This is a genomic window from Anaerocolumna sp., assembly GCF_032079385.1.
Lineage (GTDB): Bacteria > Bacillota > Clostridia > Lachnospirales > Lachnospiraceae > Anaerocolumna.
Genome location: NZ_DAMAUC010000001.1, coordinates 40524 through 63194 on the forward strand (window position 1 = coordinate 40524; position 22671 = coordinate 63194).

Here is a 22671-nt window from a genome sequence, read left to right on the forward strand (position 1 = left end):
CTTAATCCACAATCTAGTGAAACACTCATTTTGCAGCAGCCCTTTTGTATTATCTAAAATATAAGATTAAAAGCATCTATTTTTATCTAAAAGGCTTGATCTAAATCGTAGATAATATCATCAATATGTTCCGTACCAATAGATAGACGGATAGTATTCGGTTTGATTCCGGAGGCGAGCAATTCTTCCTCTGACATCTGGGAATGTGTAGTACTTGCGGGATGAATGACTAGGGACTTAACATCTGCTACATTGGCTAATAAAGAGAATATCTCAAGCTTATCAATGAATTCTTTTGCTTCCTTTGCACCACCCTTGATTTCAAAAGTGAATATAGAACCTCCGCCATTGGGAAAATACCTGTTATACAATTGGTGATAAGGGTTATCCGGCAGGGAGGGATGATTTACTTTCTCTACTTGAGGATGCTTGCTTAAATATTCTACAACTTTTAGAGTGTTTTCCACATGGCGTTCAACACGTAAAGAAAGAGTCTCTAAGCCTTGTAAGAAAAGGAAGGAATTAAAAGGACTTATAGTAGAACCGGTATCTCTCATTAATGTTACGCGGATTTTTACGATGTAAGCAGCGGCACCTAATGCTTTTGTAAAACTAATACCGTGATAACTTGGATTAGGCTCTGTAAGGGAGGGGAATTTGCCGGAGGCAGTCCAGTCAAATTTACCGGAATCAATAATAACACCACCGATGGAGGTACCATGCCCCCCTATAAACTTTGTGGCAGAATGAACAACTATATCAGCACCGTATTCAATAGGACGGAGTAAATAAGGAGTAGCAAAGGTGTTATCAACAATAAGGGGTATTCCGTTTTTATGGGCGATTTCTGCCACGGCTTCCATGTCAATGATACTTGAATTGGGATTTCCAAGGCTTTCTATAAAGATTGCTTTTGTATTTGGCTGTATGGCTCTTTCGAAACTTCCTTCCACATCTGGATTTACAAATGTAGTAGTAATTCCGAAATCAGTTAAGGTATGGGCAAAAAGATTGTAAGTACCTCCATAGATGGTGTTGGCCGAAACAATATGATCCCCGGTATGCGCAATATTTTGGATTGCATATGTAATAGCAGCTGCACCGGAGGAAGTAGCAAGAGCAGCAATCCCTCCTTCTAATGCGGCAATTCGCTGCTCAAATACATCCGAAGTAGGATTCATAAGGCGAGTATAGATATTACCGCCTTCTGCCAAGCCAAAGCGGCCTTCCGCCTGAGCTGAATTTGCAAAAACATAGGAGGAAGTCTGATAAATAGGTACGCAACGGGCATCTGTTGCAGGATCCGGCTTTTCCTGTCCGGCATGAAGCTGAAGTGTTTCGAATTTAAGATTTCTTTTTTCTGCCATAGATAATACTCCTTTCAAAATTAAATATATGTACTGAATTCATATATTAATACTATGAATTAAATAAATTATAGGAAGTATAATCTATAAATAATAAAAAGTCAATCATGAATATCAAGTTTATGCAAAATAGAAGCTACAAAATAAAGTCAGAAATAAAACAAAACACCATTAGATTGATCATAAACAATCTAATGGTGTTAAAATGTCTCACAATATGAATATTTCATAAGAGGGAGTACTGCAAATGGATATAGACTTCGTATCTTTCCATATTAACTGTGGCAGACGTCCGTTATATTACATAATCATTACCTAACAAACTATTATGATGATCTACCAGATCGGAAAGGGTAATATTATCTATTACCTGATCAATTGCATCATTCAGCTTTTCCCAAACCATAAGTGTAGCACATTGATTGGCACGGGTACATTGATTTGGCGAATCATCTAAACAACTGACGGGAGTAAGATTACCTTCGATTAATCGAAGAATCATTCCAACAGTATATTCTTCCGGTGCCATAGCTAATCGGTAACCGCCCTGAGCACCCCGGGTACTTTTAACATAACCTGCCTTACTAAGCTGGGTAATAATCTGCTCTAAATATTTATCGGATATTTCTTGTCTTGCTGCAATACTCTTAATAGTAATATATTCACCTGTATTATTAACCGCTAAATCTAACATTAAACGCAGTGCATAACGTCCCTTTGTTGATATTTTCATAAGAGCCTCCTTATATATTACATTGTCAGCGGAGGATTTTATCCGCCGGTAATATTTCTAATCAATATAATACCATAGGGAATAGTATGATTTCAAGTGTTTTAGAAATAACAACAATATTTAGGATAATATTTACTGTATTTAAACATTTTTATAGAGAAATCTTTGTCCAATTTCCTCTGGAGAAGCGAATGAAATTAGCAGTAAATCGAAATGCCTGATCTATAAATAATGCGATCCAGGCGCCCTGTAATCCTAAGCCCGCAGGAAAAGCTAAAATCCACGTAAGGGTTGGACGAATAATAGCAATGCTGACTAAAGAAACCAGTGCTACAAAAACAGTATCTCCGGCACCTCTTAGGCAGCCTGAAAATATAACCTGTGAAGTTTGGAAATGGGTAGTAAAAGCAATGATAATTAATATAGTAGAACCAAGTGCAAGAACTTCCGGAGTATTACTGTATAAGGAAACCAATGAGTATCTTCCCAATATAAAGATTCCAAACAGTATGGAAGAAACAATAAAAGCTAAACGTTGACCGGTTTTTCCATAAACGATTGATAAATCCGGTCGGTTGGCACCTAAATTCTGTCCTACCAATGAGGAAGCAGCAATTGCAAAACCATCACCGAAACAAAAGGATAGATTCAGGATATTCATACAGATAAGATGAGTAGCATATGGTGTTTTGCCAAGCCTTGCAACAATAACCGAATAGGCCATGAATCCAATTCTCATAAATACCTGTTCCACAAAGGCACTGCCACTTACCCGGATAATAGGGTTCATAATGGAATTGGTAATTCTCCAGCTGGCTTTATACCGAAGACTTAAAAAAGCCTCTTTATTAAAGAGAGTAAATATAGAGATAAGACAGGCAGCAATGGTACCCAGCAAAGTAGCAATAGCAGCGCCTTTCACTCCCAGTCTTGGAAATCCGAATTTACCATTGATCAGCAGATAATTAAAAATAATATTAATTACATTTGCAACAATATTGGTTCTCATGGAAATTTGTGTTTTACCGCTGCCTCTTTGGGCTGCATTAATGGTGAGATTTAAGGCGGTAAAGAATATGCTTACCATAATAACCCTATAATAATCCAGTGCATCGGACATATAAGAAGCTTCTGCACCGGCAAATTCCAGTATAGGTTTTGCATATAGGTATCCTAATAACGACATAATAATAGATATACAAGAACTTAATATAATACCAATTCGCAGAGTACGATTGGCACCCTCTTTGTCTTCTTGACCTTTTCTGCGGGCAACAATCGCTGTTATTCCTACATTCAATGAAAAAACCATGGATAACAAAATGAATTTTGGCTGATTGGTAATGCCGACTGCAGCAATAGCTCCATCTCCCAGGCCGCCAACCATGATAGTGTCTATAGAACTTATTAAGGCTACCAGTAAAGCTTCTAAAGCAGATGGCCATGCAACTTGAATAAAGTTTTTATAAATAGTTTTACTTTGCGGTATAGAACCAACAATTTGCTCCGGTTTTAACATACTTTTTACTGAAAATATGCTAGTCATTTGTTTTGTCATTTTCAAAACCTTCATCCTTACGTAATAGTAATGTATTTTAAGAAAAGCCCTGTTAACTGGCACTACCGCTAGTATTAGGGCACATAGACTAGTATATCATGTATAAATATTATTTCAATGTCTTTTCAATAGGTTTTTAGATTCATATTTTTATAAAGAATAAAGAGAATAAAGAATATGCGAAAAAAATAAGAAAAAGGCTTGACAAAAATAAGCTTCATAAATATAATGATTAAGTACCTGTTAAGTGCAGTGTGTATGGGATCTTAGCTCAGCTGGGAGAGCATCTGCCTTACAAGCAGAGGGTCACAGGTTCGAGCCCTGTAGGTCCCATTGATTCAAAATATAATTATATACGGCGAAGTAGCTCAGTTGGCTAGAGCATGCGGTTCATACCCGCAGTGTCGGCGGTTCAAATCCGTCCTTCGCTACTTTACAAGATTGTCTTTAGACAGTCTTTTTTTTATGAAATGATGAAATTCTGTTATTGGTACAATCAACTAAGAACCTGAAAGATGATTTACGTGGGATTCTTGGACAAATTAAAGATTTAACCGATAATTTGAAGGAAAGAGCATTAAGCTTAACAAAACTCTCAACAGACTCTTCCATAAGAACGGAAGAAGTAGCCGATGCTATGGAAAGCTTAGCAGAACAATCTAACATGGCAAAAGAGGTATCTGACTTGTCAACAGATTTAAATGATATATCCGAAAATATAAACAAAGCAGTTAATAGATTTCATATGTAATACAAAAAGGGGTTGTCACGCCAATGAGCGGACAACCCCTTTGACAACCTGGACATAAACTAACGGTAGGTATCCTTGATTATTTGCATATTCTTTTTATAGGTGGATTCTTTACAAGTACACCTGGTTTTGTAAAATATTGGTTGATGATAAATTTTACTATCATATAGGAGTCATTATGTTATATAATAGAAAAGAAATCATGTTAAAGAAACTCGAAAGAAAACGAATGCAGTAGCTATTACTATGATTTTTATTTAAAGCAATAGGTGAATATAAAACGAATCGTTTGAAAATATATAAAGAAAGGATGCCGCAATAAGCTTCTACTGCTTATTTTGGCAGTGTTACATCTGTAAACAGATTAACATGGGCATAAATATGAGAATTGGACAGGGGTATGATGTACACCGTTTAGTTGAAGGCCGTCCCTTAATAGTGGGTGGCGTTACTATTCCATATGAAAAAGGATTATTAGGACATTCGGATGCGGATGTTCTGTTACATGCAATTATGGACAGTTTATTAGGAGCAGCAGCGCTGGGAGATATAGGAAGACATTTTCCAGATTCAGAGGAAGAATATAAAGGGATCTCCAGCATGGAACTGTTAAAAAGAGTTGGTAAATTAATTGAAGATCACTTTTATTTTATAGAAAATATTGATGCTACTATTGTAGCGCAGAAGCCAAAAATGGCACCCTATATACGGGATATGGTATCTAATATAGCTAATGCATTAGGAATTAAGGAAAATCAGGTTAATGTAAAGGCTACCACAGAAGAGGGGCTTGGATTTACTGGTGAAGGAACGGGAATTTCTGCAAAATCAGTGTGTTTACTAATGTCGGTAGAGAATTTCAGTTATTATGATTCCGAAGAGGAAACTGGTGCCTCAAGAAACTGCAGCTCCTGTTCAGGTTGTACGGGGTGTTTTAAAAAATAAGTATTCAATCATTGTGATACCGGGAGTATTTACAGATGCTTAGACTCATAATAATAGAATAAAAATTATTACTGACTTGTATACCATACGGAGAAAGGATTGACATACCAATGAATATTACTTTGTATGATAATATAAACGAGATATATGGAGAAGAAAAACGTGCCAGAGAAGAAATCTACGGTCTTTGGCAGGAGTGTTTTGGGGATTCAAAGGAATATATGGACTTCTATTTTAATTGGAAAGTAAAAGACAATCGTATTTTAACCATTTATAAAGAGGAAGCCCTTTGTTCTATGCTGCATTTAAATCCGTACTTACTTTCTGTAAGAGGAAAGGAGGTTCCGGCTAACTATATAGTTGGTGTTGCTACCAAAAGAGAAGAGCGCAGACAGGGACTTATGAAAATACTTTTGGAAAAAGCACTTCACCAGATGTATCTGGAGAAAATGCCATTTACGTATCTAATGCCTGCAGCAGAGGCGATATATACACCCTATGATTTTCGTGTGGTATATGAACAGGAACCTTGGAATGAAATTATGAAAGCCATGATTCAGGATTTAAGAGAGAAGACTGAAACAAGCAATGTGAACAAAGATATAACTGTGAGGCCCTTAAATCCGAAAGATATAGACAGTATGAAGGGATTGTCTGACTTTTGCAATGATCAACTTTCAAAAGACTGTGACATATATGTGCATCGAACCCCTTATTATTATGAAAGATTGATTCATGAAATGAAAAGCGGGTATGGTGAAGTTTTAGTTTGTTATAGGCAGGAACAAATCCTGGGCTATCTTTCTTATATGGCAGAAGATGCAATCTATATTACAGAAATGATAACAAATAATAAGGATAAAGAAGCAGTTTTAGAGTCATTTGCAGCGTATTTAAAAAAGAATGTCCGAAAAGGAATGCATGAGGATAAGGAACTTAAGACCACTGCCATTATGGCAAGAATCGTAGATTTTAAAACCTTTGTTAAAAACATTTCAGCAACTGAAGAAATACAGATTGTTATGGAAGTATCGGATGCTATTTTAGAAGAGAATAACGGTATCTATCAATTAAAGTTTACAAAAGAAGGATGTCATATTACAGAAACCGAAGAAGAACCGGAAATCAGGCTAAATATAGCAGAAGCGGCAGAATTATTTTTTGGTCGATTACAATGGGATGAATTCATAAATACAGGCAGCAGTACACGAGCTGCTGTTCATAATAAGGCAATTCTTGATAAATTAGATAAAATAAATAGTTATTCTCAAGTATATATTAATGATGTTGTATAATATACTATATAAATGCTAAAACACTGTTTCAGGATGATACAACGGATAGATAAAAGCAGCTTAGATGTGTTGACAAATGGAGATATTTTGCATACAATATGAAATGATATATTATATAAAAAGGCGTAGATCAGAAGAGTAGTTTGTAGGAAGGCTACAGAGAGAGAATGTCATCGGCTGAAAGCATTCTTAACCGGAATATAAATGAAGTGCATCTGGGAGCTGATTAAGTGAACCAAGTAGCTTAATCCGGAGCAGCCGTTACCTGTAGAAAGATTATATAGAACAACTGGTTCTATATAAAATAGAGTGGAACCGCGGATAAACTTCGTCTCTTGTTTGAGACGAAGTTTTTTTACTGTTAATATTCATATCATAATGTATGATTTTATGAAAAACGGATATGAAATTTGCATGAAATATTGTAATGGAGGTTGAAATAATGGGTTTTATAAGATATATTAAAGAAGAAATGCAAATCATAAAAGAACGTGATCCGGCAATAAAGACTCCTTTAGAAGTATTTTTATATCCAAGTTTTAAAGCTATTATAAGATATCGCATTGCGCATAAACTATATTTGAAAAAACATTATTTTTTAGCAAGATGGTATTCTCAAAGAACAGCCAGAAAAACAGGGATTGAGATTCATCCGGGTGCAACTATTGGTAAAGGATTATTTATTGACCATGGTAATGGAGTAATTATTGGAGAAACTACAATCATTGGTGATAATGTAACCTTATATCAGGGGGTAACTTTGGGCGGTACCGGAAAAGAGAGCGGAAAGCGTCATCCTACTATAGGAAACAATGTTATGATCAGTGCAGGTGCTAAAATACTAGGCTCTTTTACTGTTGGTGAAAATTCTAAGATTGGTGCAGGTTCAGTAGTATTAACGGAAGTCCCTCCTAATTCCACCGTAGTGGGTGTTCCTGGGAGAGTTGTAAAACGGGATAATATAAAGATTCCAAGAGAAGATATGGATCATATACATTTACCCGACCCTGTATTTAATGACATTTCAACATTACAGGCTGATAATGTGAAGTTAATGGAAGAAGTAAAGAAAATTTCCAAGAAAGTAAAACAGTTGGAGCAGCAAGTAAAGGGTAAGTAAATAGAAGAATTAAAAGAATAATGACATAAGGGTAAAATATGGATATAAAGAAACGAAAAATAGTTTAGATGTTTACAAAATGTTTATGTTATGTAAAATTAAAATAAGATTATATTTATTTTTGATATATCCATGAATAAGAACGAAAGGACAGAACATAGGAATTTCTGTGAAGAGGTAAATTATGAAGATATACAATACGCTTACAAAGAAAAAAGAAGAGTTTGTACCTATCGAAGAAGGAAAGGTTCGTATGTATGTATGCGGTCCTACTGTATACAATTATATTCATATCGGAAATGCCAGACCGATTATAGTGTTTGATACAGTAAGAAGATACTTTGAATATAAAGGATATGAAGTGAACTTTGTATCTAACTTTACGGATGTAGATGATAAAATTATTAAAAAAGCAAATGAAGAAGGGGTTTCAGCACAGGAAATATCAGAACGTTATATCAGGGAATTCCAAAAAGATACGGAAGGCCTGAATGTAAAACCTGCTACTCATAATCCGAAAGCGACTGAAGAAATCAGCGGGATGATAGACATGATTTCTAAATTAATTGAAAAAGGTCATGCTTATGAGAAAAATGGCACGGTATACTTTAAAACAAGAAGCTTTCAGGAATATGGTAAATTATCTAAGAAAAATATTGATGACCTGGAGGCAGGAAGCAGAATTGCCGTAAGTGATGAAAAAGAAGATCCCATGGATTTTGTATTATGGAAACCAAAGAAAGAAGGAGAACCTTCCTGGCCATCTCCATGGAGCGACGGAAGACCGGGCTGGCATATTGAATGCTCTGTTATGAGCAATAAATATTTGGGAGAGCAAATTGATATTCATGCGGGGGGAGAAGATTTAATTTTCCCTCACCATGAAAATGAAATTGCACAAAGTGAATGCTGCAATGACAAAGAATTTGCGAAATACTGGATGCATAATGGCTTCTTAAATATTGATAATAAAAAAATGTCCAAATCCGATGGCAATTTCTTTACCGTGAGAGAAATAAGCGAACAATATCCATTAGAAATATTACGTTTCTTTATGTTAAATGCTCACTACAGAAGTCCTATTAACTTTAGCAGAGACTTAATGGAAGCCGCTAAGAACAGTTTGGAGCGTATTACAACTGCTACCTATAATCTGGAGCATCTGTTAGAAGCAGCAAACGATAAAGAAATGACAGAAGAAGAACAAGCTATTATGACAGAAATTCAGGAATTAACCGGGAAATATGAAGCTGCTATGGACGATGATTTTAATACGGCAGATGCAATTGCTGCTATTTTTGAAATTGTAAAAGTGGCAAATTCCAAAATATCTTCTGATAACTCCCAAGAATTGATTGAGAAAGTTTTAGAACGTATCGTTAAATTATGCGATATTTTAGGAATCAAAGCTGAAAAAGAAGAAGAATTATTAGATGAAACCATTGACCAATTAATTCAGGAAAGACAGGATTCCAGAAAAAATAAAAACTTTGCAAGAGCGGATGAAATCAGAAATCTTTTGTTAGAAAAAGGTATCGTTCTTGAGGATACAAGAGAAGGGGTAAGATGGAGAAGGAGTTAGGCGATAGCAGAGAAAACGAAAATGCAGAGGATAACTGTAATATCATAAATTTCATCAAATCTTACATGGACTTGCCTGAAGCGGATATAAGAACCTACTCTCCTTTAACTCTTGCGTTTATTGGTGACGTTATTTATGATTTGATTATGCGCACCATTGTTGTTGAAAAAGGCAATGCACCGGTGAATAAATTACACAAAAAAGTAAGCAGTTTGGTAAAGGCTCCTGCCCAAATGGAACTGTTCCATAAGATTGAGGAAGAGCTGACAGAGGAAGAATTGGGAGTATATAAAAGAGGCAGAAATGCGAAATCCTTTACTTCTGCTAAGAATGCAAGCATTACAGAATATAGAATTGCAACCGGTTTAGAAGCCTTGATAGGGTATTTATATTTGACCAATCAATTTGCTAGAATACTGGAATTGGTAAAACTAGGGTTGGATAACCAGCCACGAAAGGAACAATAATTTATGAGATACGAAGAATTTACTATAGAAGGTCGTAATGCAGTACTGGAAGCCTTTCGATCTGGAAAAACCATAGACAAGCTTTTTATATTGGATGGATGCCAGGATGGACCAATTAAGTCCATTACCAGAGAAGCTAAAAAGGGTGATACCCTTATTACCTTTGTAAAAAAGGAAAGATTGGATCAACTATCACAGACCGGTAAACATCAGGGTGTTATTGCATTTGCAGCAGCTTATGAATATGCAGAGGTAGAGGACATGCTAAAGGCAGCGGAAGAAAAGGGAGAACCACCTTTCCTGATTTTGCTGGATAGCATTGAAGATCCCCACAATCTGGGAGCCATACTTCGAACTGCCAATCAGGCAGGAGCTCATGGTATCATCATTCCGAAGAGAAGAGCAGTGGGCTTAACGGCAACGGTGGCTAAGACTTCAGCAGGTGCTATTAATTATACTCCTGTAGCCAAAGTAACGAATCTGGCTGCAACCATGGAAGAACTAAAAGAAAAGGGATTATGGTTTGTGTGTGCAGACATGGAGGGTGAAACCATGTATAACCTTGATTTACGAGGACCAATTGGCCTTGTAATTGGAAGTGAAGGGGAAGGTGTAGGCAGATTAATTAAGGAAAAATGCGACTTTGTAGCTAAGATTCCTATGTTCGGTAACATCGATTCTCTGAATGCATCAGTTGCTATGGGTGTTTTATCTTATGAAATAGTAAGACAAAGACTGAGCAAATAAAGGGCTTATCATTGGGATTAGCATAATATACAACAAAGGATGATTTCATATTGGCTAAAGAATTTCTTTTAGTGGATGGTTATAATATAATATTTGCGTGGCCTGAATTACGGGATATATCCAAATACGACTTAGAATCGGCAAGAGTAAAACTTGCCGATATTCTATGCAATTACCAGGGATTTCGAAAGAATGAGGTAATTCTGGTATTTGATGGTTATAAATCAAAAGGCAATCCGGGCAGTGTGATTCATTACAATAATATTGACATTGTATACACCAAGGAAGCTCAAACAGCAGACCAGTTTATTGAAGCTGTATCCTGGCAAATGGGCAAAGATTTTCAAATTCGTGTAGCTACTTCAGATGCTACGGAGCAAATGATTATCTTGGCCGGAGGTGCTGCTAGAATGAGCGCAAGAGAATTAAAAAGAGAAATTGAATCAGCTAATAAGGAAATTAAAGAAACTTATCAAAAGAAGAAAGATAATAGCAGAAACCGTCTTATGGATAATTTGTCTCCTGAAATGGCTGAACTGCTGGAAAAGATGAGGCTGGATGATAAAAATTAGAGCTATTACAAAAAGCTTATTTGAAATCGGGCCTTTAAGGTTAACATAAACTTTGAATACTAATTAAAAACAATTTTATAATACAAGTATGGGCAAGGACCACGGGATAATGGCCTTGCCCATAAATTCATGTCAGTTTTTTGAATTAACACGGACTTTAAACGGTTTCTTTATATTAGTATTTAAGTTAACACGGACTTTGAACGGTCTCTGCATATTAGTTTTTGAGTTTATACAAGCTTTGAAATCTCTTTATATTCATTTTTGAGTTTATACGGATTTTAAAATGCCATAATGACCTTACTTTCGTTGCCTCAATTCTGACAGTTTACCCTTTTAATAATTGTTCTTTAGAGTCAATTAACATTTATTTTACATCTAATATCAAAGATTCTATATCAACGTTATTTTCAATCATACCATTGTCAAGCATAAACTGTGTAGTTTTCCTCATGGATTCAATATCGCTATCTTTAATTTCCATGTTAAAATCATACATATCGTACATTTCCTTTACAGCATCTGCCGGCAGCTCTGTTTCAGCAGCTGTGATTTCAATTATTTCTTCGTAATTATCCTCAATATATTGTAAGGTTTCCTTTTGTACGTCCAAGAACTTCTTAACTAGTTCAGGATTCTTTTTATAAAAATCATTGCTGGTGGCAACAACAATGGTAGCATCAACAAGACCGGTACCGTCAGTAACTACATGAAAGCCATCCTTTTTCATATTGTAAGCAACAGGGCCTGCAGCTAAGGCGATATCAACACTGCCTCCTGCTAAAGCAGCCTGAGAACTGGGGATATCCATAGATACAAAATTAATATCTTTTTCACTTAAACCGGCAGTGTTCAGGTAGGATATTAGCAGCTCATGTAAAATAGTTCCTTTTGGTCCTGCAACAGTTAACCCTTTTAATTTTTCTGGAGAATCAATGCTGTCATCTTTGGAAAACATAACAAATGCTTTTGGAGATCTGCTGTACATACTGATTATTTTAATATCTGCTCCATTGGAAGCGGAGAGAATAACAGAAGTTGCACCTACTGCATTTAAGAATTGAATATCACCGGATGCCAATGCCTGTGTTTGTTCAGGACCTGTTGTTAAATCAGAATAAACAATAGGCAAGTTATATTCAGCATAACCTTTGCCTAAGAAACCTTTATTATTCTCTACTATGGAAGGCACGTTTAAAGGAGCTTTTACATAAGTTACAGCAATATTATCTACAGTAAAATCCTTTACAGCTTCTTTAGTGGGAGTTGTTTGTGAAGCGTCATTAGAGGTATCTGTGCCTGTCGGTGACTCTGTAGGAGTTGTAGTGGCTCCCTCTTTATTGGAGTCCTTATTTGCTTTACCAGTACAGCCCACTAAAACAAAACTCAGGGCGAATACAGTGAATAGGGTCAATAATTTTTTCATAATGTTCCACCTTTCTTACTTTTCGTATTGTAATACGATTATTTAGAGACTATCCCTTAAAGAAAATCCTCCACAGAATTTTCTGACGGCATTCAACAAAATCCTTTAAAGTTATGTCTCTTTCATTATATTTAAAATGTCTTTCTTTAGCTCGATTAGGGGTTTTGAAAGTACATCTCTAACGTAAGTAAATCCTGACAAATCGTAATCTGCTTTTATCTTACCTGACTCAAATACAATAATTCTCTGTCCCAATTTTAAAGCTTCATCAATATTATGGGTAACAAATACCATTCCAATCCCATTGGCTTTATGAATTCGAAGGATTTCATTTTGTAGGCTCTCTCTTGTGAAAAAATCAAGGGAAGCAAAGGGTTCATCCATTAGCAGCAGGGAGGGGTTATAGATCAATGCCCTGGCAAGTGCAGCACGCTGTCGCATGCCGCCGGATAACTGAGGAGGATAGGCCTTTTCAAACCCATTTAGTCCAACCAGATTGAGGGTGTTTTCTACTAAAGATTTATTTATCTGCTTTTTTCTCAGACTAAAAGTAACATTATCCCAGGTGTTAAGCCATGGCATAAGCCGGTCTTCCTGAAATACCATACCTAATTTAGAATCTCCCGGTAAGAGAATGTTGCCGTTATCCGGCTGTTCCAAACCATGAAGCAGTTTTAAGAAAGTAGTTTTACCACAGCCGCTTTTCCCAATAATAACGGTAATACTTCCTTCGTCAATAGTTAGATTTATATCATCTAAAACCGGTATTTTTTTGTCCGAAACCATATAACTTTTACTTAAATGTTCTATTTTAACTCCAGCTATCGCCAACACCTCCATGAGAAATCTTCTTTATACCAAAGGAAAATAATTTATCACAACAAAGACCAACAGTACCTATTACGATAATACCAACAATCACTTTATCAGAGCGGGCCATTTGTTGTGCATCCAATATAAAGTAGCCAAGACCGCTGGAGGCAGCAATCATTTCAGCTCCAATAATAGAACGCCAGCTGTATCCAAGACCGGTACGCATGCCTACCAGAATATCAGGGATGGCATTTGGCAGCATAATGTGAAAGAATTTGCGGCTGGTAGTAAATCCAAAGGAATCACCTACTTCCAGCAACTTAGTATCACAGGAAACCAGCCCCTTTTTTGTATTCAAAAACATAGGAAAGAAGGAAGTCAAAACAATAATAATTATCTTGGATGTTTCACCAATTCCAAACCATAGAATCAGCAAAGGAATTAGGCTTAATGGCGGAACATTTCGAATAAATTCAACCATATGGCTATAGTAAGGAGCAGAGTCAGGTTTAATACTTGATAATACACCCAAAGAAAATGCCAGAAGGAATGCAATTGAAAAACCGATAATAACCCTCAATAAACTGTCCCATATATGAGTAAATATCTCTCCGGACTTACACATTTTAATAAAAGTATCCAATACTTTTCCTGGGCTTGGAAGCACATAAGCACTCCATATATGCAAAGATGAAAATAAAAACCATAAAGCAAGTATGATAACAATAATGGAAATGGATTTGATATATTTTTTCATAATGGCACTTCCTTTTAAAAATGAATCGTAATAATTACATGTCTAATATAAATTCCCGAATTACTAATTGATTTATGTGTTAATAAATTATAATCATATATGAAAAAAATATAAAATAGTAATTTATAATTTGCAAAAACATATTTTATAACTTAATATATCCTTATGTACAATAAAAAAACCTTGCAGTCAAGAAGACGCAAGGATAGAAATCAATAGCTCTACAACCATTGATGTAAATTCACTATTCATACATCGCCTTCTTACTCGGGACGAACCCTTGTATAATCAGCACGATAAATAAAAAATCAAGGCGACAAGAATTGAACGAGTTCAATTCTGCAATGGAGCCCCTTGACTATATAACTTTACTATATAAAAAATCGAGGCGACAAGATTTGAACTTGCGACCTCTGCCTCCCTAAGACAGCGCTCTAGCCAAACTGAGCCACGCCTCGATTACTCATGAAATATCAGTTGATTTTCACAGCAATAATATAATATAATATTCTTAGAAGAAAATCAAGTCTTTATCTAATAATATTTATAAAAAAGATAATTTAGTACTTTTTCTTTACAGAATGAGAGGAAAATTGATGAATAAAAGAAATTATCAGAAAGAATTGGATGCACTCATAGAACATTTTACAAAAGAAGGAATTACACCAACCCTTTTACTTCATAGTTGCTGTGCCCCTTGCAGTAGTTATGTTCTGGAATATTTATCACAATTCTTTCATATAACCATATATTTTTACAATCCTAACATTACCTCTAAGGAGGAATATGAAAGGCGTATTGAAGAACAACAACGGCTTATCAGCAAATTACCCGTTAAGAATCCGATAAAATTCTTACGGGGAGAGTATGAGCCAGACCGTTTCTATCAAGTGGCAAAAGGTTTGGAAAAGGAACCGGAGGGCGGGGAACGTTGCTTTCGATGTTATGAATTGCGCTTGCAAGAAACCGCTAAGTTAGCAAAAGAATTGGGCTTTGATTATTTTACAACCACTTTGTCCATAAGTCCTTTAAAAAATGCAGCTAAGTTAAACGAAATAGGGGAAATGCTGAGGGAGAGATATGATACTCCATATCTGTTCTCAGATTTCAAGAAAAAGAACGGTTATAAACGTTCTACAGAACTATCCAAAGAATATAACTTATACCGCCAGGACTATTGTGGCTGCGTGTATTCTAAAGTGGCACGTGAAAATGAAAAGAAAGCCTGCTTGGAAAATCATTAACGATAATAACACTTGAAATAATATTTGAAAAAGTACTTAATAATATATACAAAATAATATATACAGACATTTAAAATAATATTTGAAATAATATTTAAAAAGCATTTAAAGTAAAATTTAAAAAGCACTTAAAATGATATTTGAAATAAAACTTTAAAATAATACTTGAATTGTTATCTAGAAAGTAATCTAAATAAAAAAGAACGATAAAAATGAATCAGGAGGTGGTAATATGCTTGAAGAAAAATATGATGTATTATTGGATGAGGATATTATCGCCTTAATCCATAATAACGATCCCGATGCCATGGATTACATGCTAAACCGATATAAAAATCTGGTACGTAAAAAAGCAAAAGCCCTGTATCTTATCGGGGGAGATAAAGACGACCTGATACAAGAAGGAATGATTGGGCTATATAAAGCCATTAGGGACTATGATTCTGATATGGATAACTCTTTCTTTAATTTTGCAGATTTATGTATATCCAGACAAATATTCAGTGCTATTAAGGCTTCCAACCGAAAAAAGAACCTTCCACTAAATACATATGTATCCTTGGATACGCCTGCCTATATTGAAAATTCAGATGCAGATGAAAAAGCTTCCTTGGTGGATTTAATGTATGAGCATAAAGGTTCAAATCCGGAAGAATTAGTTATTGACAAAGAGAGTACAAGTATGTTAGAATATGAACTCGTAAGGCACTTAAGCGGATTTGAAAAAGACGTGCTGGATTTGTATTTACAAGACTATTCTTATTTACAAATAGCGGATAAATTAGACAAAGAGCCCAAGTCCATTGACAATGCATTACAACGAATAAAAACAAAGTTAAATAAGTTACTAAAGAAATTATAATAGTAGCTAACTGCCCCCGTAGCTCAGTCGGTAGAGCGTTACCTTGGTAAGGTAAAGGTCTCGAGTTCAAGTCTCGTCGGGAGCTTTTGAAAGAAATATTGTAAATTTAATAGGACAGCGGTTTAAAGACAAAGTAAAAGCACTCTGAAATGAGTGCCTTTTTCATTGTTTGGGGTTTATTTGAGGTTTATCTGTCCAAAAAAAGAACGCAGTAGGGTGGCAGAAGTATGACGAAGACCATGCAGAGGTATGTTGGGAAGTTTTAAAGAGTTATCCTCAACCGTAGCATTATATTTGTGGATAATATCCTTGAAAGTCTGATACGGTGTGGATATATTCATCTGCTTGCCGTTCCACTGGATAAAGATATTATTATTTTCCTGCCAGTTCTTGCCTTCACAGCCTTGCCACTGATCGCCAAGGCTTACTTTAAGTTTCTAGAATCTGGTGTAAAGGTAGTTTCCTCTCTGATTTGTTTACCTGTTACATCATAGCCATTACTTACTGTGATGCGGTAGCTGCTACCTCTCTTTTCTACTGTAGCCATTGTATCAAACATCCTTTCGTAATGTGCTATTTGAGCCTGTATGATACAATATACGTGTTGGAGTTATTGTTATAGGCTCATGCTTATATAGTATCTATTTAAGCCGTTCCTGTGCCAACAGGAGCAGTTTTTAACGTTGTTGACTTTATTATGTATTTTAGGAGATAATATGCTTAGCAAGACAGCCGGAAGATAGCTCAAACCTATCCGTCCCGGCGAAAATTATATTACGATAAAAATAGTCGTCCTAACTTTTTTGCGGAGAGCAGGGCGGCTATTTTTTTGTGCTTGTCATTTCTGACAAGTGTTATAATAGCTATAAGCATAAATATTTTTTTACTTCGCTTTACGAAACTGTAAAGGTGTTTTGCCATAAATTTTATAAAACATTTTAGAGAAATTAGAGGAGTAATCATAGCCTACTTTTTTGGATATAGCATCAACACTTAAATCTGTTGTAGAAAGTAGGTTGGCAGCAATAGTCATTCTTACATGGTTGGTATATTCGCCAATTGTCATGTGATAATGTTTGGTAAAGCCTGCCTTTAGTTTCTGCTCATTTAAAAATACCATTTTACTTAAGGCTTTAATACTTGGCGGGCTGCTATATTTTTCTGAAATGATATCGTGAGCCTTTTGGATAGCCCGGATGTCGGAAGAAGTTAAATTAAGGCTTCTGCTGCCAATCATTATGGTTCCATAATTAATCTGATTAGTAAATGCATTCTCAGGATATTTTCTCACCTCGTTGATAAAAATACCGATACATTCCAGAATTTTAGCTTCCAGATAGATATTATTTAGAGCATCTTCATATGCCAATCCTTGCAGTTTTCTTACTATATCAGCAATTTCCAGAGGAAGATAAGTATAAGTATAATTTTTGATCAGGCTTTCTAAATCTATAATATCCGGAAAGTTTGGTTTTATAATTTCCGTAAAGTACCGTTCATGAATTGTAATCTCAGTTCCATGATAATGCTGTCCTCTTTTCCAGACCTGTCGTCCTTTCAAATCCTGCTCCATAACAAAAAAAGAGGATGGACTAAAGGAAGCGGGAGGATTATCTCCAATTCTAAATTCTGTGATACCTTTATATACAAGACCAAAACGAATAAGATGTTCCGGATTATCAAAGGAAAGTGAGAAATTTTTTGGAATTGTATAGTCGGCAATTCCAAGATTATAATAATTTTCCCTGGTATAGCTAATCAAATATCCCAGTTCAGGTTTATTTTTATTGGTATATAAGGTATAGGAATTTGTATCATATCTATCGAACTCTAAATGTTTTAATACAGCTTTCTTAAATTCTTCATTAGATCTGACTAACATGATTACCTCCCTTCAGACGAATGACCGTTTAAATAAATCCTATAGATAAATAATTGAGCTTCAATTCGGATATATCTATTATAATCATGAAAACTGTTAATTACAATAAAATAGAAACAAATTATAGTGAAAATAGATGTAAAAATAGTGAAATCAGGTGCAGATATTGAAATGAGAATGAATGTCAATTACAATAAGTAGGATTTAAAAATTTAGACGAGAGAGGTTTTAGGATGAAAAAGCGATTATTTGTTAAGATATTTTTGACAGTTCTTACACTAACAACCCTGTTAGCGGGATGCTCAGCAAAAAATACGAATACTGATGGGGCGGATACAAATCAGAATACTGGTACAGAAAACACACAGAATGAAAGTGATGCACAAGAAGAAAACAGTACTGATGCAAATCAGGAAGGAGATAATACTGGTACAATGACTGTAACAGATGTTAAGGGTGATGTGGAAATACCCGCAAACCCTGAAAGAATTGTAGATTTAAGCGGTAATAGTGATATATTATCAATTCTTGGCTTTAAAGTAGTTGGTACAGCCAACAGTGATGCTTATGACTATACAAAATTCCCTACTTATCTGGAAGAGGTTCTAAAAGGTGCTGCCATAGTGGGATATAGCATGCAGGATACCATGGATATAGAAGCAATTATGAATTTAAATCCGGATTTGATTATTATATCAACAGTTCAGGAAAAAATGTACGAGCAGCTACAGGAAATTGCTCCTACCATTATGATTCAGCTTGAGGCACTAAACTGGAAAGATGATGTTAGAACTTTTGCAAAGCTTTTTAATAAAGAGATAGAAGCAGATACATGGATTTTGGAATATGAGAATAAGGCAAAGGAATCTGGGGATAAAGTAAAAGCTGCAAGTGGTGAAAATACTACATATCTAGCTTTCTTAGCCAGTGGCGGACAGTTCTATGTGTTTGATGGTGCAGGTTTTGGCAGCGTATTATATGAAGATATGGGACTGGCTAAACCGAAAGGCATGCCGGAACAAAGTGATATTAGTTTACCAGTTGTAACTTATGAAGGCCTTGCAGAAATTAAAGCAGACAAAATTTTTGTACTTGCAACTGATGAGGATTTGACAACTTTAAACGAGAATGCAGTATGGAAGAGTATACCAGCAGTAAAAGAAGGCAATATTATTAACCTGCCTGCATCACCTTACTTTGTACAGGGATACAGCTCAATCGGCAGGGATTTACTAATTAATGAAATTGTGGAGTTATTAAATGGGCAAAAATAATAAAAATACGTTAACACTTATGGTGTTCGGCATTTTTATTCTTCTGATGGGGTTGTTTCTAAGCATAAGCTTAGGAGCAGCCCATGTTGGGATTATAAAGATATGGGACAGTATTTTTCATTTTAAAGAGGAATTAGAACTTATTCTTATCCGTGATGTACGCATACCCAGATCCCTTTGTGTTCTTTTAACAGGGGGCGTTCTTGGTGTAACCGGCGCCATGATGCAGGGGGTTACCAAAAATCCCATTGCAGAGCCGTCTATTCTTGGTGTAAGCCAGGGGGCTACTTTAGTAATCGCCCTTTTTTATGCCGCTGGCATATCTATAACCACTACAAATGTAATGCTTGCCTCCTTAATTGGTGCGGTATTCAGCGGGGTTGTTGTATTAGGCTTTATTTTGAGAAAATCTAATTACAGTTCTGTTACAAAAATATTGCTTAGCGGTACAGCTATGGGTACTTTTTTCATTTCTCTGACTACCATCACAGGACTTTTAAGTAATAAAGCTCAGTTCATTTCTTTTTGGGTAGGGGGTGGATTTCGCAATGCCTCCTGGCAGGATTTTATATTAATCACAGTTGTTGGAGTTCCGGGATTTCTTGGTGCAATTGCTTTATCTAAGAAAATTAATGTATTAAGCCTTGGTGATGATGTAGCCATAGGTCTTGGGCAAAATCCGGAAAGGATTCGAATTATTACAATCTTGATTATGATTCCTATGTGTGCGGCCGCAGTAGCTGTTGGAAAAAATATCGGATTTGTAGGTTTGATTGTTCCCCAGATTATAAGGCGGATTGTAAAAGAAGATTACAAAAAGATAATTCCTTTTTCTTTTTTACTGGGAGCAGTTATCTTAACTTATGCGGATATTGCTGCCAGAATGGTTTTTACTCCTTATGAGATACCAATCGGTGTATTTACCTCCTTAATAGGCGTGCCGTTTTTTATTGTGGCAGCAAGAAAGGAGAAAGGCTGATATGAGAAAAAGAAATTTTGTCAAAGTATTATTTATACTGATTTTTATGTTCCTTATAGCAATTATCCTGTATTTAAGCTGGGGAAGCTACAAAATAACACCTGGTGATATTATCAGGACTTTTTTAGGGCATGGAACTAAAATGCAAAAGACAGCTCTATTTAGTATACGGATACCCAGAATGCTAGTAGGTATTTCTGTTGCAGTCTCTCTTTCCACAGCAGGTGCACTGCTGCAGACTATAACAAAAAACGAACTGGCGGATTCCGGGATTACAGGGATTAATGCGGGAGCGGCAGTTGCAGCAGTTGTTTTCATTTCCTTTATAACAACGGATTATTACAGTGAACTTGGCCAATTATCCATTTACATGCTGCCATTTATGGCTATTATTGGTGCCGGAATCTCTGCCTTATTTATTTATCTGTTATCCAGCAGAGACAGAATACGGCCAAAAAGACTTTTACTGGTAGGACTTGGACTAAATGCCGGTTTGAATGCTTTTCTAACTTTTTTTATGTTTAAGGGAGGTGTTGGTGAGTATAACCGCATTCTTACCTGGACTTCGGGAAGTCTTTGGGGAGCGGGCTTAAGTTATGCCAAGATAATCGTACCTGTTAGCGCTGTACTGTTTATAACCGTATTATTACATCATAAAAAGCTGGATGTACTGATGTTATCAGAAGAACATGGGACTGCATTAGGATTAAATTTAAATAAAGAGAGAAGAAAATTTTTACTCCTAACAGTTTTAATGGCTGGCGGAGCAACTGCCTTTGCGGGAAATATAGGCTTTTTAGGTCTGATTTCTCCCCATATTGCAAGGCGGCTTGTGGGACACTATCACAGACATTATCTGATTATATCGGCCCTTATCAGTGGAGTAATCGTTTTAGTTGCAGATGCTGTATCCAGAAATCTATTCTCACCGATTGAAATTCCTGTTGGTATTACGATTTCAATCTTTGGAGTTCCATATTTTATATATTTAATGACAAAGGAGAACTAAGTGGAAGCTATACGTGTTCAAAACTTATCCGTAGCTTATGAGGATAATTTAATAATAGAAAATATGTCACTTTCCATTCCCTCAGGTAAAATCAGTATTATAATTGGTGCTAACGGCTGTGGTAAGTCTACCCTTCTAAAAACCATCGCCAGAGTCATAAAGCAAAGGAATGGGGATATATTGATCAATGGCAAGAATGTAAAAGAACAGAAAGAAAAATATCTCGCAACACAAGTTGCCTTTCTGCCTCAGGGGCCGGTATATCCTCCGGGATTAACTGTGAAGGAGCTAATTGCTTTTGGAAGGTTCCCACATCAGAAAATGATTGGTGGTCTCAGAGCCCATGATAAAGATATAATAGAGTGGGCTATTGAAGAAACCGAATTGAAAGAATATGCGGATAGGGAAATCGGTAACTTATCCGGCGGTCAAAGACAGAGAGCCTGGATAGCAATGACTCTGGCACAGGAAACAGATATTATTATGCTTGACGAGCCAACTACCTATCTGGATATGTCCTATCAGTTAGAAGTTCTTAAAGTATTGGAACGGCTGAATAAGGAAAAGAAAATTACAGTTGTTATAGTGCTTCATGAGTTAAATAATGCCTGTCGGTTTGCTGATAATATTATTGGATTAAAACAGGGAAAAATTATTTGTCAAGGTACGCCAAAAGAAGTCATAACAAGAGAAAGTTTAAAAGAAATCTATGGTATTGATGCAAAATTACAGTTAAGTGATGATAGAAGGTATCCTATTTGCGTGGAATATGATATGAACCATTATGATGATTTATCAGTATAACATTCGAGCAGTCTTATGATTATTATTACCATTTTTAATAGTACCCAGATATCATAAGCAATTATTATATCGGTCTCATTTCTAATAAAATATGCAAAGAATCTTGTTGTATTTTAATGATACAAATGATACAAGATTTTTTGCATTTTTTATGATTAGCTATTATAAGCCAGAGAATGATTTTTTCTTATGAGACCTCAGAAATAATATATGTCCATTTAATATTCATATCAGTACGGAGATTTTAATGTAAAAGAATATTTAGCACAAAACTTTACATATAAATCGCAATATTTTACATAGTTAAGTAATTAACAATAATTTACACAATAAAATACACAAAAACAGAAATTCTGTTTCTTCGATGTGTAAGACGATAATGTTATAGTTTAGTCAGAAAAAATCAATAAAAGTCGAATACAGAAAGGGTGGTTGTGGCAGAAAAACTTATTTAATGGGGTAATACTTAGCAGTATTTATAATA

The 22671-nt window shown here is 35.6% G+C and carries 22 protein-coding genes, 4 tRNA genes and 1 other annotated feature; of the genes, 17 read left to right on the top strand and 9 right to left on the bottom strand.

Annotated elements, in window-relative coordinates:
• Positions 1–86 precede the first annotated feature (86 nt).
• From RT261_RS00180 to RT261_RS00190, 3 genes are all read right to left on the bottom strand, one after another.
• Positions 87–1367 (bottom strand): O-acetylhomoserine aminocarboxypropyltransferase/cysteine synthase family protein, encoded by a 1281-nt coding sequence (locus RT261_RS00180; RefSeq protein WP_313127869.1) that lies wholly within the window; start codon positions 1365–1367, stop codon positions 87–89.
• A gap of 295 nt (positions 1368–1662) precedes the next feature.
• Positions 1663–2100, bottom strand: a complete 438-nt coding sequence (locus tag RT261_RS00185; protein WP_313127871.1) for an RrF2 family transcriptional regulator — start codon at positions 2098–2100, stop codon at positions 1663–1665.
• Positions 2101–2251: 151 nt separating this feature from the next.
• Complete coding sequence (locus RT261_RS00190) at positions 2252–3658, bottom strand: MATE family efflux transporter (RefSeq protein WP_313127872.1); 1407 nt, start codon at positions 3656–3658, stop codon at positions 2252–2254.
• Between the two features lie 260 nt (positions 3659–3918).
• Here RT261_RS00190 and RT261_RS00195 point away from each other — a divergent pair.
• The 10 genes from RT261_RS00195 to RT261_RS00240 all read left to right on the top strand — a co-directional run bounded on the left by RT261_RS00195 (position 3919) and on the right by RT261_RS00240 (position 11137).
• Positions 3919–3991, top strand: a tRNA-Val gene (locus tag RT261_RS00195).
• A 24-nt stretch (positions 3992–4015) separates the two neighbouring features.
• Positions 4016–4089: transfer RNA gene (locus RT261_RS00200), tRNA-Met, on the top strand.
• A 56-nt stretch (positions 4090–4145) separates the two neighbouring features.
• Positions 4146–4409, top strand: coding sequence for a hypothetical protein (locus RT261_RS00205; protein WP_313127873.1), 264 nt, complete (start codon positions 4146–4148; stop codon positions 4407–4409).
• A gap of 381 nt (positions 4410–4790) precedes the next feature.
• Positions 4791–5354, top strand: coding sequence for a 2-C-methyl-D-erythritol 2,4-cyclodiphosphate synthase (ispF, locus tag RT261_RS00210; RefSeq protein WP_313128538.1), 564 nt, complete (start codon positions 4791–4793; stop codon positions 5352–5354).
• Positions 5355–5464: 110 nt separating this feature from the next.
• The gene (locus tag RT261_RS00215; protein WP_313127874.1) at positions 5465–6649 is read left to right on the top strand and encodes a GNAT family N-acetyltransferase; all 1185 of its coding nucleotides are present in this window, start codon (positions 5465–5467) and stop codon (positions 6647–6649) included.
• Positions 6650–6766: 117 nt separating this feature from the next.
• Positions 6767–6988: a binding site (T-box leader), on the top strand.
• A 103-nt stretch (positions 6989–7091) separates the two neighbouring features.
• Positions 7092–7769 (top strand): serine O-acetyltransferase EpsC, encoded by a 678-nt coding sequence (gene epsC, locus RT261_RS00220; protein ID WP_313127876.1) that lies wholly within the window; start codon positions 7092–7094, stop codon positions 7767–7769.
• 184 nt (positions 7770–7953) lie between these two features.
• Positions 7954–9351, top strand: coding sequence for a cysteine--tRNA ligase (gene cysS / locus RT261_RS00225; RefSeq protein ID WP_313127877.1), 1398 nt, complete (start codon positions 7954–7956; stop codon positions 9349–9351).
• Entirely contained in the window at positions 9336–9818 is a 483-nt protein-coding gene (locus tag RT261_RS00230; RefSeq protein ID WP_331665346.1) for a ribonuclease III domain-containing protein, read from the top strand. Before cysS ends, RT261_RS00230 begins: the two co-directional genes overlap by 16 nt.
• A gap of 3 nt (positions 9819–9821) precedes the next feature.
• Positions 9822–10565 carry a 23S rRNA (guanosine(2251)-2'-O)-methyltransferase RlmB gene (gene rlmB, locus RT261_RS00235; RefSeq protein WP_313127879.1) on the top strand — a complete coding sequence of 248 codons (744 nt, stop codon included), beginning with the start codon at positions 9822–9824 and terminating at the stop codon, positions 10563–10565.
• Positions 10566–10615: 50 nt separating this feature from the next.
• The gene (locus RT261_RS00240; RefSeq protein ID WP_313127880.1) at positions 10616–11137 is read left to right on the top strand and encodes an NYN domain-containing protein; all 522 of its coding nucleotides are present in this window, start codon (positions 10616–10618) and stop codon (positions 11135–11137) included.
• A gap of 367 nt (positions 11138–11504) precedes the next feature.
• On the opposite strand, the gene RT261_RS00245 is transcribed toward RT261_RS00240, so the two are convergent.
• The 4 genes from RT261_RS00245 to RT261_RS00260 form a co-directional block, all read right to left on the bottom strand.
• The gene (locus RT261_RS00245) at positions 11505–12563 is read right to left on the bottom strand and encodes an ABC transporter substrate-binding protein (protein ID WP_313127881.1); all 1059 of its coding nucleotides are present in this window, start codon (positions 12561–12563) and stop codon (positions 11505–11507) included.
• A gap of 111 nt (positions 12564–12674) precedes the next feature.
• Positions 12675–13403 carry an ABC transporter ATP-binding protein gene (locus RT261_RS00250; protein ID WP_313127882.1) on the bottom strand — a complete coding sequence of 243 codons (729 nt, stop codon included), beginning with the start codon at positions 13401–13403 and terminating at the stop codon, positions 12675–12677.
• Complete coding sequence (locus RT261_RS00255) at positions 13375–14133, bottom strand: ABC transporter permease (RefSeq protein ID WP_313127883.1); 759 nt, start codon at positions 14131–14133, stop codon at positions 13375–13377. Before RT261_RS00255 ends, RT261_RS00250 begins: the two co-directional genes overlap by 29 nt.
• A gap of 383 nt (positions 14134–14516) precedes the next feature.
• Positions 14517–14591: transfer RNA gene (locus RT261_RS00260), tRNA-Pro, on the bottom strand.
• A gap of 138 nt (positions 14592–14729) precedes the next feature.
• Between RT261_RS00260 and RT261_RS00265 the strand changes: the two genes are divergently transcribed.
• The 3 genes from RT261_RS00265 (at position 14730) to RT261_RS00275 (ending at position 16324) form a co-directional block, all read left to right on the top strand.
• Entirely contained in the window at positions 14730–15377 is a 648-nt protein-coding gene (locus RT261_RS00265) for an epoxyqueuosine reductase QueH (protein ID WP_313127884.1), read from the top strand.
• A 232-nt stretch (positions 15378–15609) separates the two neighbouring features.
• The gene (sigH, locus tag RT261_RS00270; RefSeq protein WP_313127885.1) at positions 15610–16239 is read left to right on the top strand and encodes an RNA polymerase sporulation sigma factor SigH; all 630 of its coding nucleotides are present in this window, start codon (positions 15610–15612) and stop codon (positions 16237–16239) included.
• 12 nt (positions 16240–16251) lie between these two features.
• A tRNA-Thr gene (locus RT261_RS00275) sits at positions 16252–16324 on the top strand.
• Positions 16325–16663: 339 nt separating this feature from the next.
• Here RT261_RS00275 and RT261_RS00280 read toward each other — a convergent pair.
• Together RT261_RS00280 and RT261_RS00285 are read right to left on the bottom strand one after the other, a co-directional pair.
• Complete coding sequence (locus RT261_RS00280; protein WP_313127886.1) at positions 16664–16786, bottom strand: hypothetical protein; 123 nt, start codon at positions 16784–16786, stop codon at positions 16664–16666.
• Positions 16787–17122: 336 nt separating this feature from the next.
• Positions 17123–18121: a helix-turn-helix domain-containing protein gene (locus RT261_RS00285; RefSeq protein WP_313127887.1), complete on the bottom strand. Its 999-nt coding sequence runs from the start codon at positions 18119–18121 to the stop codon at positions 17123–17125.
• Between the two features lie 233 nt (positions 18122–18354).
• On the opposite strand from RT261_RS00285, the gene RT261_RS00290 reads away from it, so the two are divergent.
• Genes RT261_RS00290 through RT261_RS00305 form a run of 4 tightly spaced genes read left to right on the top strand, consistent with a single transcriptional unit; the run spans position 18355 to position 22187 of the window.
• Positions 18355–19395 carry an ABC transporter substrate-binding protein gene (locus tag RT261_RS00290; RefSeq protein WP_313127888.1) on the top strand — a complete coding sequence of 347 codons (1041 nt, stop codon included), beginning with the start codon at positions 18355–18357 and terminating at the stop codon, positions 19393–19395.
• Complete coding sequence (locus RT261_RS00295) at positions 19382–20374, top strand: FecCD family ABC transporter permease (protein WP_313127890.1); 993 nt, start codon at positions 19382–19384, stop codon at positions 20372–20374. The genes RT261_RS00290 and RT261_RS00295 overlap by 14 nt, the downstream gene beginning before the upstream one ends.
• A 1-nt stretch (position 20375) precedes the next feature.
• Positions 20376–21383, top strand: a complete 1008-nt coding sequence (locus RT261_RS00300) for a FecCD family ABC transporter permease (protein ID WP_313127892.1) — start codon at positions 20376–20378, stop codon at positions 21381–21383.
• A complete protein-coding gene (locus RT261_RS00305) occupies positions 21384–22187 on the top strand; it encodes an ABC transporter ATP-binding protein (protein ID WP_313127894.1) in 804 nt (267 codons plus the stop codon).
• The last annotated feature ends 484 nt before the right edge of the window (positions 22188–22671 follow it).

Bases quoted from the DNA above. Each gene is read 5' to 3' on its own strand.
- RT261_RS00180 (WP_313127869.1), bottom strand. From the start codon at position 1,367: ATGGCAGAAAAAAGAAATCTTAAATTCGAAACACTTCAGCTTCATGCC.
- RT261_RS00185 (WP_313127871.1), bottom strand. From the start codon at position 2,100: ATGAAAATATCAACAAAGGGACGTTATGCACTGCGTTTAATGTTAGAT.
- RT261_RS00190 (WP_313127872.1), bottom strand. From the start codon at position 3,658: ATGACAAAACAAATGACTAGCATATTTTCAGTAAAAAGTATGTTAAAA.
- ispF (WP_313128538.1), top strand. From the start codon at position 4,791: ATGAGAATTGGACAGGGGTATGATGTACACCGTTTAGTTGAAGGCCGT.
- RT261_RS00215 (WP_313127874.1), top strand. From the start codon at position 5,465: ATGAATATTACTTTGTATGATAATATAAACGAGATATATGGAGAAGAA.
- epsC (WP_313127876.1), top strand. From the start codon at position 7,092: ATGGGTTTTATAAGATATATTAAAGAAGAAATGCAAATCATAAAAGAA.
- cysS (WP_313127877.1), top strand. From the start codon at position 7,954: ATGAAGATATACAATACGCTTACAAAGAAAAAAGAAGAGTTTGTACCT.
- RT261_RS00230 (WP_331665346.1), top strand. From the start codon at position 9,336: ATGGAGAAGGAGTTAGGCGATAGCAGAGAAAACGAAAATGCAGAGGAT.
- rlmB (WP_313127879.1), top strand. From the start codon at position 9,822: ATGAGATACGAAGAATTTACTATAGAAGGTCGTAATGCAGTACTGGAA.
- RT261_RS00245 (WP_313127881.1), bottom strand. From the start codon at position 12,563: ATGAAAAAATTATTGACCCTATTCACTGTATTCGCCCTGAGTTTTGTT.
- RT261_RS00250 (WP_313127882.1), bottom strand. From the start codon at position 13,403: ATGGAGGTGTTGGCGATAGCTGGAGTTAAAATAGAACATTTAAGTAAA.
- RT261_RS00255 (WP_313127883.1), bottom strand. From the start codon at position 14,133: ATGAAAAAATATATCAAATCCATTTCCATTATTGTTATCATACTTGCT.
- RT261_RS00265 (WP_313127884.1), top strand. From the start codon at position 14,730: ATGAATAAAAGAAATTATCAGAAAGAATTGGATGCACTCATAGAACAT.
- sigH (WP_313127885.1), top strand. From the start codon at position 15,610: ATGCTTGAAGAAAAATATGATGTATTATTGGATGAGGATATTATCGCC.
- RT261_RS00280 (WP_313127886.1), bottom strand. From the start codon at position 16,786: ATGGCTACAGTAGAAAAGAGAGGTAGCAGCTACCGCATCACAGTAAGT.
- RT261_RS00285 (WP_313127887.1), bottom strand. From the start codon at position 18,121: ATGTTAGTCAGATCTAATGAAGAATTTAAGAAAGCTGTATTAAAACAT.
- RT261_RS00290 (WP_313127888.1), top strand. From the start codon at position 18,355: ATGAAAAAGCGATTATTTGTTAAGATATTTTTGACAGTTCTTACACTA.
- RT261_RS00295 (WP_313127890.1), top strand. From the start codon at position 19,382: ATGGGCAAAAATAATAAAAATACGTTAACACTTATGGTGTTCGGCATT.
- RT261_RS00300 (WP_313127892.1), top strand. From the start codon at position 20,376: ATGAGAAAAAGAAATTTTGTCAAAGTATTATTTATACTGATTTTTATG.